Source organism: Streptomyces sp. V4I23 (assembly GCF_030817975.1).
Classification (GTDB): Bacteria; Actinomycetota; Actinomycetes; order Streptomycetales; family Streptomycetaceae; genus Streptomyces.
Map to the genome: position 1 here is coordinate 7,082,060 of NZ_JAUSZW010000004.1, position 13,276 is coordinate 7,095,335.

Below are 13,276 nucleotides of genomic sequence, written 5' to 3' on the forward strand. Positions count from 1 at the left end.
GTGGTGGTGCAGTGGTGCGGGTGGCGCAGATCGGGGTGGGGCTCGTCAGGCAGCGGTAGTCGCAGCGGCCGGCTCCGTGGCGGGCAGGTGTTCCTTACGGGGTGCCTGCTGTCCCCGCCTGAGGCCCATCAGCGAGAGGGCCAGGACGAAGGCGAAGGCGACACCGGCAAGGGCGAAGCTCAGGGTGAACTGGCTCTCGGCGGGCAGCGGGGGCATTCCGGCCGGAAGGTTCTCGATGGTTCTGGAGGCGAGCAGTGAGGTGATCAGCGCGCTGCCGATCGAGCTGCCGACGGACCGGGAGATGGAATTGATGCCGTTGGCGATGCCGGTCTGGTGGGGTGGCACCCCCGCGACGATGAGGGCGGGCATCGCGGCGTAGCCGAGGCTGATGGCTGTTCCGACAGCCATTCCGGCGCCGATGACCGAGGGCGTCGAGGAGTGTGCGGCGGCCAGCCACGCGAAGCCGGCCATGCCGGTCATCGCGCTGAGGGCGAGGGTGAGGCGTGGTCCGATCCTGCGGATCAGCAGGCCGCCGAACTGGGAGGCGACGAGGGACGCGATGGTGCTGGGCAGCAGGTACTCGACGGAGGCGCGGAGCACGGAGGCGCCGAAGCCGTAGCCTGCGACGTCCCTCGGCACCTGCGCCAGGTAGGAGACGCCGAGGAACTGGGCGAACATCCCGAATCCCACGAAGAGGCCCGCGAGGTTGCTCAAGAGCACCGGGCGGTGGAGGAACATCCTCATGTCGACCATGGGTTCGCGGACGCGGCTCTCGGTGAAGCTCCAGACGCCGGCCATGAGGACCGCTCCGGTGAAGCTGCCCAGCGTACGGGCGGAGGTCCAGCCCCACTCGTGACCCTGGGAGATCGGCAGCAGCAGCAGAACCAGGAAGAGGCCGAGGGTGAGGGCACCGAGTATGTCGGTGCGGCCGCCGGTCTTACTGCGGCTCGCCGGTACGAGGAGGACGACGGCGAGCAGGGTGACCACTGCAAGGCCGGCGGCCAGCCAGAAGACGCGGTGGTAGTCGGCGTCCTCGCCGCGGGTCAGCAGGCCGGTGGTGACCAGTGCGAAACCGCTGCCGAATGCCAGGGTGCCGCTGACCAGCGCCATCGCTCCCGGCAGACGGCGGGCGGGGAGCTCCTCGCGGAGCACCGACAGAGCGAGCGGGAAGATCGCGGTGGCGGCGCCCTGCAACACGCGGCCGACGATCAGCCAGAGCAGCGAGTCGGTCGTGGCGGCCAGGACGGACCCGACGATCATCACTGCCAGCACGCCGATGAGGGTCGGCTTCTTGCCGTGCTGGTCGCCGAAGCGGCCGAGCAGCGGGGTGAAGACGGCTGCCGAGAGCAGGGTTGCGGTGGTGACCCAGCTGACCTCGGCGGAGCTGGCGCCGAGGCTGCTCTGGATCAGGCCGAGGATCGGCACCACCAATGTCTGCATCATCGACACGATCATCGCGGCGAGGCTCAGGGCAAGGACGACTGTGGTCTCGGCTCGGCGTCGGCCATGCGGCGGAGCAAGGGGTTGTGACACGGGTGCTTTCTCCGGTGCGGGGCGGGGCGTCGTGGGGGGAACTTCGACGGGGGACTGGTCGAACGACTAGATGCTCAATGAACCCAAGTAATGCCTGAGACGGTAAACCTCAATGGTTGAGGAAGTCAAACATTGATGCTCGCCTACACTTGAGGCATGGCCCACACCCCCGCCCCGCCCGCCGACCACTCCGCTGCGCAGGGCAGCGACCCTGCCCACGACGCACTCGTGGAGCGCTTGGCGCGCGCTGCTGCCGGTTACTACCGGGATCTGACAGCGGCGGCCGCAATGCACGGGCTCACCATGACGCAGGCCAAGATGCTGATCCTGCTCCGGCAACCGCTGCCCATGCGCGCCCTCGCGGGGCGGCTCGCCTGCGACGCCTCCAACATCACCGGACTCGTCGACCGACTGGAGGCGCGTGGACTGGTCTCCAGGCACGCCGACGCGGCCGACCGGAGGATCAAGAACGTGGTCGCCACCGAAGAGGGAAGGGAGGCGGTCCGCCTCATCCGCGCCGACATGCGGGCCACCTCGGCAGCCTTTGCGCGTCTGGACGAGGAGGGTCGCCGCAGTCTCTACGAGCTACTGGGGCGCCTGCACCCCGAGGAGACCACCTGATCGCGGCCGGGCACCGACCGCTGTATGTCACCTCGATCTCGGCGCCCGCGCCTCTCAACTCCCCAGCTGATCTCGTCAGTTCGTGCTCGCCAACCGTGGGCCTGGAGCTCGGACCGCCGAAGGCGTGCCGCGAGTGGGGGCGAAGAGGTCTCCGGATCAGTCGGCCAGGTCGTCGAACAACGCTGAACTCCTACTCGGTGGCTGCCTGGACGCATATGGGAAAAGGCCTGGGGTCCAGTAAAGGGGTAAATTGGCGTAAAGGGTGAATCAGTCGCCTGAGGTGCCCGAGCCGTAGCGGCCAGGAGGGCGCGATGGATCCATGGCTGATCTGGTTGATCGCCGCAGGGGTGCTGGCGGTGGCGGAGATCTTCACTCTCACTGCTGCGCTCGGGATGCTGGGTGCGGCTGCGTTGGTCACGGCAGGGTTCGCCGCGGCGGGACTTCCGATGCCCTTGCAATTCTTGGTGTTCACCGTCCTCGCTGCGGTCAGCTTGTTCTTCGTGCGCCCCATCGCGGTGCGCCACCTGCTCAAGCCTCAGGCCGAGCGGTTCGGCGTGGACGCACTGGTCGGCAAGGCTGCCTATGTCGTCTCGGAGGTGTCGGGCCTGGGCGGCAGGGTCCGCATCGGAGGCGAGGAATGGACGGCTCGTAGCTATGACGAGACGCTGGTCATTCCTCCGGGAACGACCGTCGACGTCATAGAAATCAATGGTGCCACCGCCCTGGTCTACCCCCGGGAGTGAGCCATGGAAGTCTCGGCGTTGCTCATAGCCGGCGTGATCGTCGCGCTCATCGCCGTATTCACGGTGGTGCGGGCGGTACGCATCGTGCCTCAGGCGCGCGCTCGCAATGTCGAACGCCTCGGCCGCTACCGGCGCACACTGAGGCCGGGTCTCAACCTTGTCATCCCTTATATCGACCGGGTCTATCCGGTGATCGACCTGCGGGAACAGGTCGTCTCGTTCAAGCCGCAACCGGTGATCACCGAGGACAATCTCGTTGTCGAGATCGACACCGTCCTGTACTTCCAGGTCACGGATCCACGAGCGGCCGCCTATGAGATCGCCGACTTCTTGCAGGGTGTCGAACAGCTCACCGTCACCACGTTGCGCAACGTCGTAGGTTCCATGGACTTGGAGAAGACGCTCACCTCGCGCGACACCATCAACAATCAGCTCCGTGGCGTGCTGGACGAGGCCACCGGCAAGTGGGGGCTGAGAGTCAACCGGGTGGAGATCAAGGCCATCGACCCTCCGCAGTCCATCAAGGACGCGATGGAGAAGCAGATGCGTGCCGAGCGCGACAAGCGGGCGGCGATTCTGGGGGCCGAGGGACAACGGCAGTCGCAGATTCTCACCGCCGAAGGCGACAAGCAGTCCGCTGTCCTCCGGGCGGAGGGCAACCGTACCGCTGAGATCCTCAAGGCCGAGGGCCAGTCCCGGGCCATCGACGAGGTGTTCCAGTCCGTGCACCGCAACGATCCCGACCCCAAGCTGCTCGCCTACCAGTACCTGCAGATGCTGCCTCAGCTCGCCCAAGGGGCGGGCAGTACCTTCTGGGTGATCCCCAGCGAGGTCACTTCCGCACTTCAGGGTGTGTCCCGCGCGTTCAGCGAGGTGCTGCCTCAGTCGCCGGCCACCCGTGAGACGTCCTCGGAGGACAGGGCGGCCGCCCAGGCCGCCGACGATGCGGCCCAGGCCGCGGAAGCCGCCGCCGAGGCCCTCGCCGACGCGGCGGAGGCCGACACCGGCCCGCCCCGCCCCCTCACAGACGGTCAACGCCGGTCACCGGACATGGAGTAGCCGTCGGCCGCCGTCGGGCATGTCCTGGCCGCGGCCGCGGCCGCGGCCGCAGCCGCACGGCGGACGGCTGCGGCGACGGCAGTGCCCGGCTCGTCATGGCCCGGGGCCTGCCGCACAAGCGGCGGCCCCAGGGCCGGGAGCCTGAAGAACCGTCCACATCCGGACGGTTCGGTCGGCGTTGACGAACGAAGGCCTGTTCTCATAAAGCTGCAGCCAACCGGCAATCGGCTTTCCGCAGCCCGGCCTGCCGGTCAGCCGGTGACCTTTCCGGTGGCGACCAGGGCGAAGTCGGCGTCGGTCGCCGGGGTTTCCACGTGGCCGTCTGTGTTGACCTGGCTGGCGACGACCTGGATGGTCCAGGTGCCGGCAGCCGGGTTTTCGATGAATACGTTCTCGACGGTGTCGATCGTGTTCGCCGAGCCACCCGGCGTCGACCAGTTGCCTGCCGCGAGTCCGTTGTTTCCCCAGTACACGGTGCCGTCCGGGGCGGTGAGCTTGAGGGTCAGATCGTTGACCCGCGCCTGGGCCGCCGAGGGGGAGCCCATCGGGTCGGTGTAGGCCATCGTCGCCTTCAGTGGCTGGCTGCCGTCGGTGGTCAGTGTGTAGGTCGCGGACTGGCCCTGCGTGAGCACGTCGGTCTCGTCGACCAGGATCGGCAGCTGCCAGTTGTTGTCCTGTGCTTGTTCGTAGAGGTTGCCGGCGCTGGCCGAACCCCAGCCCTGCTTCATTCGGGCCAGGTCGTGGGACTCTCCGGTGAAGGCGTACTGGTCGGCCGAGTTGATCAGCAATGCCTTGGCGGTGGCGGCATGCGGCCGGGACGCGAAGACGTCGCGGTTCTGACCGGGGCCGCCGTCGAAGACCCCGTCGGCCCACATCTGGTGGATGAGACCTGCGTAGCCGCAGGTGATCGGGGTGGCGGCGCTGGTGCCGTTGAACGTGCTGGTGTACGCGGCGTCGCCGCCGCTCGCGGTGGTGTGGACCGCGTCGTAGTAGTTCGACAGGTCGGGCTTGATCCGCCCGTCTGCGGCAGGGCCGATGCCGGCGCCGCCGTTCCACGCGTCATCGGTGCGGGAGAGGGTGTCGTAGTGGTATACGCCGCCGACGGACACCACGTTCTTCGCCCACGCCTGTGGCCGGGCAGAGCGGTTACCGGTGTTGCCCTGGGCCTGGCAGATCAGGATGTCGTGGTCGAAGACGATGTCGTCCATCGCCGCCGACGTCGAGTTGTAACCGAAGGTCAGCGCGCTGCCCCAGCTGTTGGACTGGAACACCGCGCGGTACGGGCCCGTCGGGTCGACGAGTTGCGCGGTGTGCGCCCACCGGTCGGACACCTGGTTGTTGGCGAAGATGGGCTGTGCCTGGGGGAGCAGGCCGCGGGCATTGGCGTTGACGCCGGAGGAGAAGATCTGCCCGTACGTCGAGGTGCCGTGGCTCGTGTTGGTGGTGTTTGCGGTGTGCATGATCGGCGGGAATGCCGCGAACTCCTGGTGGGTGGTGCGCAGTCCGGTGTCCATCACCTCACCGCGTACGCCTTGGCCGAGGTAACCCTGTGCGGTCTCGACCATGTTGGCGCCGCCCGCTGCGCGGGCGTTGTTCATGTCGACTTCGGGTGCCGTCCGGACGTCGAGCGCGAGCACCGCGTCCAGGTGCGCCACGGCAAGTGCCTGCGCCGGCTTCAGGGTTGCCTCGATCAGTTGCCTGCCGGCCGATGCGACGTGGACTTTCCCGCCGAGCTTGGTGATCTTCTGGACCACCGCGCGTTGGTCGGCGGCGTTCCGTTCCACGAGCGTGATGAGATATCGGCGGCTGCGGGACGGCACAGCCCCGCCTTCGAACTTGTCGCCGGCGTCGTACCGGCCGACCCATCGCACGTACGGCAGCGCGGCGACCCGTGCCCGGGCCGCGGCGTTCATGCGCACCACGTACGCAGCGTCGGGAATGTAGGCGCCGATCCGGGCGCCGAGGGCCGCCAGCTCGGTGCGGTGCCTGTCGAGCGGCGTGGTCGCGAACTGGACCAGGTACGCGTGGCCACCCACCGACCGCAGGGCTCCCCGCGGCCGGGTGCCCTCCGCCTCCGGTGTGGTCGGATCGAAGGTACGGGTGCGCAGCCGGATCAGCGTGGGGTCGTTCTGATTCCCGTGGTCGTGGCTGGCGTTGGCGAGCCGGGTCGGCTCCGTGCGGCCGTGGTGCGCCGGCATGGACAGGGCGGGGCTGGCGGCGGCGGTGAGGACCAGGGCGAGGACGGTATAGGTCGCTGTGCGTGCGGAGTTGCGCAAGGGGGCTCCTGGACGAAGATCCGCCGAGGGGTGCGGATGGGTGAAACCGGTCGAGGAACGCTAACCGGTTGCAGTCGGACAGAAACCGGCTGAACGGGTGACGATGGATCAAAATCACCCTCAGCGGGCTCTATAGTCGCGGCGTGCAAATGCTGTGGACGCTGCTGGGCGTCGGGTCGGCGGTCGTGGTGACGGTGCTGCCTGGCGCAGCGGCGCCGGTGACGAGCCCTGCCGTGGTACGCGTCGCGCAACCGCCGGGCACGCTGTCGATCAGCGTGCCGGCTGCGGTGAATCTCGGCGCGGCCTTCCCTGGTTCCTCGATCAGCCGGCAGCTCGGTGAAGTCCGGGTGTCGGATACGCGGGGCAGGCGGCCGGCGGTCTGGACGGCGACGGTGTCGGCGAGCGACTTCACGACGCCGGGCGGTGGCGCCGCCCGGCAGATCTCCAGGAGCCGGTTCTCATACTGGTCGGGTCAGGCCACCAGAACCATCGGCCCCGGCACCCGAGTGCCGGGCCAGCCCACGAGCGCGCAGGCGCAGAGCCTGAGCGTCCCGCGTACCGCGTTCGCCAAGACGTCGGGCAACGGGAACAACACCACCGCCTGGCAGCCGACGCTGATCGTCGCGATCCCCGCGTCCGCCGTGGGCGGCACCTACACCGGGACGCTCACCCACTCAGTCGCATGACTCGGACGGTGGCCGTGTGCTCCACGGTGATGAGGACACGAACGACTGGAGTACTAAATGTCAGCGTTTCGTCACAGACCGCATACGGTGGTGCTGTGAGAAGAAGAGCGATGTTTTCGTGCGCTGTCGCCGTGGCCGTGGTGGGCGCGGCTTCGCTGCCTGCGGTCGCCCAAGGGCCGTCCGGGGACACGACCGTGACGTTCACCGTGGCAACGTCGAACCTCGTGATCGAGGTGCCCTCATCGCGCGACCTGGGCTCCGGGTTCCCCGGGCAGACGATCAGCGGCCAGCTCGGCACTGTGACGGTGCACGACGAGCGGGCCGCGGCGGACGCCACATGGACGGCGCAGGTGTTCGCGACGCAGTTCGACACCGGAACGGACCAGCCCAGCGAGACCGTCCCGCCGAACCTGGTGGACTACTGGTCCGGGCCGGCGACCGCCACCACCGGCAACGGCGACTTCGTGCCCGGCCAGCCCACGCGTGCCAGCCGGGTCAGCCTGGAGCGGCCACGCACCGCGTTCTCCCATACCTCGGGCAGCGGAAACAACAGCGCGAGCTGGAACCCCACCCTGGAGATCACCATCCCCAATGACGCCGTCGGCGGGCTCTACAGCGGGACGGTGACCCATTCGGTTTCGTGAGCCCGCGGCCGGACTGCTCCTTGCGCTGTCCCTGCTCGTCGGATCAGTGGCGCCCGTGGCCGCAGAGGCGCCGCGGCGGGCCTCCGACGACGTGAGCGTCGGCATCCGGCTCGTCGACGCGCCGGTCAGCCGCCGCGACGACAACCGTGCCCACCGGTACGTCATCGATCACATCGAACCAGGCGAGCAGATTCGCAGGCGGATCGCGGTGACCAACCTGTCTGACACGCGACACCGCGTGCAGCTCTACCCTGCGGCCGCCGCGGTCCACAAGGACGGCTTCACCTTCGCCCCGGGCGCAGGGGCAACGAGCTCACCCGTTGGGTGAGGCTCGAGCACAGCGAACTCGTCCTGGCGCCCGATGAGACGGCGACCGTGTGGACCGAGATCACCGTGGCGAAGGATGCGACCGGCGGCGAACACTACGGTGTCATCTGGGCGGAGATCAGTCCCCAGCGCGACCCCTCACAGCAGGTGCACCAGGTGGCCCGCGCCGGGGTGCGCATCTATTTGTCCGTCGGGCCCGGTGGAGAACCGCGCTCGGACTTCCGCATCGAAGATCTGACCGGCGCACGCGCCAAGAACGGCGTACCGGTGGTCACGGCCCGAGTGAAGAACACCGGCGGGCGGGCCCTCGACCTCACGGGCAGACTCACCCTGTCGGACGGGCCGGGCGGGGTGTCCGCAGGCCCGTTCGACGTCAGGGCAGGCACCCTCGGCCCTGGCCGCTCGACGCTGGCGAAGACCACACTCGACCCGCGGCTGCCGGACGGTGCGTGGACCGCACAACTGTCCCTCGCCAGCGGACTCGTCACACGAGAGACCAGCGGCCGCATCACCATCGGCAGTCCGCAGCCGGCCCACCGGCGCGGTGGGAACACCCGGATGGCCATGCTCACGGTCGGCAGCCTCGTTTCGGTTGCCGCGACAGCGGTGATCGCGTACGCATACCGCCGCCGCAACCGCTCCCGCTGACCGGGCCACCCGGCGCAGCGCGGCGGCACGCCGTATTCCCCTCGGTCGTACCTCCCGGAGGGCGTGTCAGCCAGAACCTGTCCGGTCGATCACCTGTGTGCCGACATGGTGGGCCCCTGTCCGGTGGGGCAGGGGGCGGCTGCGAGCGGCGTCGCTGCGGCGGTCACAGGTGCTTGCCGAAGAAGTCGGTCAGTTCGGCGACGGCCGGCGTTACGCCTCGTTCCTGTCGTAGAGGTCGACATGGGCCTGCGCGGTGCGGGCCTGTCCGGACTGCTCGACCATGGCAAACATCATCGTGCGCGCGAGGTGCCCAAGAGTTCGGGGTAGTGGGAGGCCGCGCAGCAGTCCGAGCGGCCTGCGTCGCTCCTCCCTCGAGGCGCATGTCTATGATCGCAACCCGTACCGGGCTCAGCAGAGATGGCCGGGTCGGCTTGAGCCCGCTGCGCTTGCGGAGTCGGGTACGCCCTTCGGTGTCGAGCGGCCCTGGGCGCCGGACTTCCGCGCACGACATGAGAGGTACAGCACGATGGTTGACCGCGACGCCCTGGCACTCGACGACCCGGTGGGCCAGTCACTCAGCGGCCACCACGCACATTTCGCCCGGCGACTCGGTCGGACTGCCACCTACCTGCCGGGAGTCGCGACCTTCTCCGCGGTGTCCGCCGACGCGGACGCGGCGGAATGGGCCGACCTGGCCCGGCTGCTCGGTCCGGGTGAACTCGCCGACATGTTCAGCTCCCCGGCCGCTCCGCCGTCGGGCTGGGAGCCGGTCTTCAGCCTCGAGGGCCGCCAGATGATCTGGCCCGGCAGCGGCCGCCCCGATCACCCTCGTGCCGCGACCGACACCGGTGTCGTCGAACTGGGCGCGGACAGCGTGCCCGAGATGCTCGACCTCGTCGCGCGGGCCCAGCCAGGCCCGTTCTGGCCGCGTACCCATGAACTTGGTACCTATCTCGGCATACGTGACAACGGCACGTTGGTGGCGATGGCGGGTGAACGGCTGCGGCCTCCGGGCTGGACCGAGATCAGCGCCGTCTGCACCGCTCCCGAGGCACGCGGGCGAGGTTATGCCGCCCGTCTGGTCAGTGCGCTCGGCGCGCGTATCGTGGCTCGCAACGAACGTCCCTTCCTGCACGTGGCCGAGGCGAACACCGGCGCGATCGCACTCTACGAGCGGCTCGGCTTCAAGGTCCGCAAGCACGTGACCTTTTGGGGGCTCCGCACTCCCTGACGGCCCCGACCACGCACACCGCGGCGGATCGTCGCTGCGGCGCCGCGCCCATGAGTCGCGCCCGCAGGGCCCGTGGTGCCCTCGCTTCTGCCCGGCTCGTCGACCGCTACGGCCGCCCCGCCCTCGCGGCCGAGCCTCCGGCATCACGCTCCTCGCCGCCGGGATCACCGCCGCCGCAGCACCCGGGGACTCCGCCGGCCTCCGGGTCGCGAAGCAGCCAGGCCCCGGAACCGCTCCGACCGCCGGACATCGGTTCTGCGCTGTCGCGGATCAATGCCCAATCATCCCGATATGATCTGTTTCGTGATCAGGTCAGGACGGCTCCGGCGCCGCCATCGTCCGTACGGTGGCCAGCGGGAAGCCGTACTGCTGTCACCGGTGATCGTCACCGTTGTCATCGCCGGCCTGGCGTTCTCCACCCCGAGGGAGATCGCCTTCAGCCGCCTCCTGCCCGCGGCGCCCGCCCTCGCCGCCGCGTTGTGGCCGGTGCTCCCGACGGTCCTGCTGGGGTCGTTCTGCCTGATGATCATGATCGGCCTCAGCTTCGTCTACTCCGATCTGGGGACGCCGTACACGGCTGGCGCGATCGTCGCGGTCACCTTGGCGGCCGCATATGCGAGCCATCTCCGACTCCAGCGAGAGGAGACGCTCTTCCAGGTGCGGCTCGTCGCCGACGCGGCCCAGAAGGTGCTGCTGCGTCCGCTGCCGCACCGTATCCAGGACGTCGAGATCGAGTCGCTGTATCTGGCGGCCCAAGAGCAGGCCCGGATCGGAGGCGACTTCTACGAGGTGGCCGACACGCCGTACGGAGTCCGGCTGCTCATCGGCGACGTGCGCGGCAAGGGCCTGTCGGCGGTGGGGGCGGCCGCGGCGGTGATCAACTGCTTCAGGGAGAACGCGTACGACCAGCCCGACCTGAGGGGCATCATCCATCGCCTGCAGATCACCATCGGTCGCTACGGTGCCGCGATCCCCGCTGATGACCAACCGGAGCACTTCGCCACCGCTCTGATCGCCGAGATCCCGCACGGCAGCGGGCACGTCAGAATTCTCAACTGCGGGCACCCGCCACCGGTCTTCGTGCGGAGCGGGGAGGTCCACGTTCTTGATCCCGCCGTTGCCTCAACACCCCTCAATCTCGCGGCGCTCCTCGGAGACCACTACTACGTGGACACTGTCGCCTTCGGCCCGGGCGATCAGATGCTGCTCTACACCGACGGCGTAGCGGAGACCCGCGACCGCACCGGCGAGTTCTTCCCGCTGCCGGACTGGATGCGGCAGCACACCGCGGCGCCGCCCCGTGAACTGCTGGACCGGCTGCACGGAGACCTGCTCCACTACGGCGGCGGAAGGCTCGACGACGACATCGCGGCCCTCGCCGTGCGCTGCCGGCACACCCCGGCCCAGGAGCCCTAGCCCCACCTCGGGGGAGTGCGCGCACGGGTCCGAGGTGTCGGCGGGCCGGCCGGTCAGCCGGGTGGAGCCGTCAGGTGGACGAGGATGCCGCACACCTCGTCCACGATCTCCCGGGCCTCACTCTCGTCCGCGCAGTCGCCCAGCTCGCGTGCCGCCCCGCCGATGACGGTGGTCAGCACTCTCACGCGAACCCGGCCGGCGCGTCGCTTCTCGTCCACCTCCAGGAGCCGGGCGTTGCGCCGTACCCACGCGCGGTCCCACTGGCGGCGCAGTGCGTCGAAGCCCGCGGGGCCGTCGTCCTCCAAGAGGAGGGAGCCGAGGCGCCGGTTGCCCCAGGCACCCTCCAGGTACGCCCTGGCTCCCGCCACGAAGAGGGCGATGGGATCGTCCACGCCACGGCCACGCTCGCCGGCCAGCGTCGCCGCGGTCCTGCGCTCCTGCTCCTCCCGGAACTCCTCCCAGAGGGCGAGGTAGAGCCCTCGCTTTCCGCCGTAGTGCTGGAAGAGGCTGCCCACCGGGATGCCGGCGCGTGCCGCGATCTCGGCGAGACCGGCTTCGGCGTAGCCGCGCTCGGTGAACACCTCCAGCGCGGCGTGCAGCAGGGCGTGCCGAACCGATCCGTACCGCTCGGGGTGCCCCTCCGGCAGCCGCCTGCCTGCCTGCCCGTCCGGCCGCTGACGTGCCGCCTGCGTCCCGGTCGGCTCCACGATGCCGCTCACTGATCATTCCCGCCTTCTCCGGCCCCGTCGCGGATGGCGAGGGCGACCAGCAGTTCCAGGAGGTCGGCGATCCGGCGCGGATTGCGCCCGGTGCGTTCCTCGATCCGGCGCAACCGGTAGTGCGCTGTGTTGTGGTGCACCCGCAGCCGGTCGGCGGCCAGCCGCAGGTTCAGGTCCGCCTCCGCGAAGGCCCGTATGGTCGCCGCCAGCATGTCGCCACGTCCGCGGTCCTCCTCCAGCAGCGCACGCACGCGGGGATCGACCAGCTGGCGGGCGAGGTCGTCCGCGCGCAGCGCCAAGTAGTCGAAGGGGGACAGGCGCGGCAGCGCCGCCACCCCGCCCCCGCTCGGCACCAGGTCGAGGGCGGCCCGCGCCTCCTCGTAGGCGCGTGGCAGTTCGCAGGCGCCCCGGGCGACGGTGCTGATGCCCATGGAGAGCAGAGTCCCCTCCCGGGCGAGCCGCCGCTGCACCGCCTCGAAGTGGGCACAGATGTCCTCCGCGTCCATGCCGGTGCGCACCACGGGCACGGCCACCACCTCGCCGTGGCGTACGACGACCAGGGTCCGGCCGGCCCAGGGACCGGCGACGCTGAGAGACGCGCTGGTGGCGTAGCCGTGCTCGGCCGAGGTGAGGTCGCCGGTGCGGGTGTCGCCGATGCACACGGCCACGACCGCCATCATCGGCGAGTGCGGCCCGATGCCGTACGCCTGCGCCGCGGCCAGCAAGGGACCGCGCGTCGGCGCCGCGCCGGCCAGGAGCTGGTCCAGGAGATCCCGGCGCTCCCGGTCCGCGTCCGCGACGACGTGCTGCTGGTACTCGACATAGGCCTGGGCGGCGTGGGTGCTGGCGTAGTCGACGTACCGCATCAGCGGTGTGACGAGGGACAGCGCGGCCTGCTGTGCCTCGGCGGACGTGCCAGCGCAGTCCAGCAACGCGTCCCACAACACCTGCCGGCCGACCCTGAAGGCGCTGATCCAGTCCTCGAGGGCGAACCCCGCGCGCGCCCGGCGCATAGCTGCCGCGCGGCTGAAGACCAGGTCCTCGGGGGCGATGTCCTGGTCGCCGGCCAGCGCCGCCAGCTGCATCCGGTAGTGCGTGAGGACCTGGCCCCGTACGTCGTCGAAGAACCGCTCGTCCTGCAGCGCGTAGGACGGGATCTCGGTGCGCATCACCGCAACGGCGGCCTTCGCCACCTCCTCGAGCCGGCCCTGGACGGCGTGCAGGATCCGGTGCCGCTCCCGGCTGAGGGGTTCGGAGAGTGCGGGGGCGCCCAGGATGGGTCCGCGAGACATGGCGCCGATCGTGGCTGCCCGACTCGTGTCCCGTCAACAGGCTCGGCGGGCGAGATGCCGGGGCGACTGGGCGCGGCGCAC

The 13,276-nt window shown here is 69.8% G+C and carries 13 protein-coding genes; 9 read left to right on the forward strand and 4 right to left on the reverse strand.

Translation table 11 applies throughout. The features are described from left to right. Window positions 1-45 precede the first annotated feature (45 nt). Window positions 46-1,443, reverse strand: coding sequence for an MFS transporter (locus QFZ82_RS34625; RefSeq protein ID WP_373429363.1), 1,398 nt, complete (start codon window positions 1,441-1,443; stop codon window positions 46-48). A 246-nt stretch (window positions 1,444-1,689) separates the two neighbouring features. On the opposite strand from QFZ82_RS34625, the gene QFZ82_RS34630 reads away from it, so the two are divergent. The 3 genes from QFZ82_RS34630 (at window position 1,690) to QFZ82_RS34640 (ending at window position 3,956) form a co-directional block, all read left to right on the forward strand. After that, window positions 1,690-2,154: a MarR family winged helix-turn-helix transcriptional regulator gene (locus QFZ82_RS34630; protein WP_307716882.1), complete on the forward strand. Its 465-nt coding sequence runs from the start codon at window positions 1,690-1,692 to the stop codon at window positions 2,152-2,154. Between the two features lie 311 nt (window positions 2,155-2,465). After that, window positions 2,466-2,897, forward strand: coding sequence for an NfeD family protein (locus tag QFZ82_RS34635; protein WP_307716883.1), 432 nt, complete (start codon window positions 2,466-2,468; stop codon window positions 2,895-2,897). A 3-nt stretch (window positions 2,898-2,900) separates the two neighbouring features. Next, window positions 2,901-3,956: an SPFH domain-containing protein gene (locus QFZ82_RS34640; protein WP_307716884.1), complete on the forward strand. Its 1,056-nt coding sequence runs from the start codon at window positions 2,901-2,903 to the stop codon at window positions 3,954-3,956. 251 nt (window positions 3,957-4,207) lie between these two features. Here QFZ82_RS34640 and QFZ82_RS34645 read toward each other — a convergent pair whose 3' ends face one another. Then, window positions 4,208-6,232 carry a S8 family serine peptidase gene (locus QFZ82_RS34645; RefSeq protein WP_307716885.1) on the reverse strand — a complete coding sequence of 675 codons (2,025 nt, stop codon included), beginning with the start codon at window positions 6,230-6,232 and terminating at the stop codon, window positions 4,208-4,210. A 143-nt stretch (window positions 6,233-6,375) separates the two neighbouring features. Between QFZ82_RS34645 and QFZ82_RS34650 the strand changes: the two genes are divergently transcribed. From QFZ82_RS34650 to QFZ82_RS34675, 6 genes are all read left to right on the forward strand, one after another. Continuing rightward, a complete protein-coding gene (locus QFZ82_RS34650) occupies window positions 6,376-6,918 on the forward strand; it encodes a hypothetical protein (RefSeq protein WP_307716886.1) in 543 nt (180 codons plus the stop codon). A gap of 194 nt (window positions 6,919-7,112) precedes the next feature. Next, window positions 7,113-7,562 carry a hypothetical protein gene (locus tag QFZ82_RS34655; RefSeq protein ID WP_307716887.1) on the forward strand — a complete coding sequence of 150 codons (450 nt, stop codon included), beginning with the start codon at window positions 7,113-7,115 and terminating at the stop codon, window positions 7,560-7,562. A gap of 55 nt (window positions 7,563-7,617) precedes the next feature. Next, a complete protein-coding gene (locus QFZ82_RS34660) occupies window positions 7,618-7,890 on the forward strand; it encodes a hypothetical protein (protein ID WP_307716888.1) in 273 nt (90 codons plus the stop codon). Continuing rightward, the gene (locus QFZ82_RS34665) at window positions 7,887-8,537 is read left to right on the forward strand and encodes a hypothetical protein (protein ID WP_307716889.1); all 651 of its coding nucleotides are present in this window, start codon (window positions 7,887-7,889) and stop codon (window positions 8,535-8,537) included. Before QFZ82_RS34660 ends, QFZ82_RS34665 begins: the two co-directional genes overlap by 4 nt. Before the next feature lie 526 nt (window positions 8,538-9,063). Then, window positions 9,064-9,768: a GNAT family N-acetyltransferase gene (locus QFZ82_RS34670; RefSeq protein ID WP_307716890.1), complete on the forward strand. Its 705-nt coding sequence runs from the start codon at window positions 9,064-9,066 to the stop codon at window positions 9,766-9,768. Window positions 9,769-10,071: 303 nt separating this feature from the next. Then, window positions 10,072-11,184: a PP2C family protein-serine/threonine phosphatase gene (locus QFZ82_RS34675; RefSeq protein WP_307716891.1), complete on the forward strand. Its 1,113-nt coding sequence runs from the start codon at window positions 10,072-10,074 to the stop codon at window positions 11,182-11,184. A gap of 53 nt (window positions 11,185-11,237) precedes the next feature. Here QFZ82_RS34675 and QFZ82_RS34680 read toward each other — a convergent pair whose 3' ends face one another. Then, window positions 11,238-11,903: a TetR/AcrR family transcriptional regulator gene (locus tag QFZ82_RS34680; protein WP_307716892.1), complete on the reverse strand. Its 666-nt coding sequence runs from the start codon at window positions 11,901-11,903 to the stop codon at window positions 11,238-11,240. After that, window positions 11,900-13,195, reverse strand: coding sequence for a CdaR family transcriptional regulator (locus tag QFZ82_RS34685; protein WP_307716893.1), 1,296 nt, complete (start codon window positions 13,193-13,195; stop codon window positions 11,900-11,902). The genes QFZ82_RS34680 and QFZ82_RS34685 overlap by 4 nt, the downstream gene beginning before the upstream one ends. Between the last annotated feature and the right edge of the window lie 81 nt (window positions 13,196-13,276).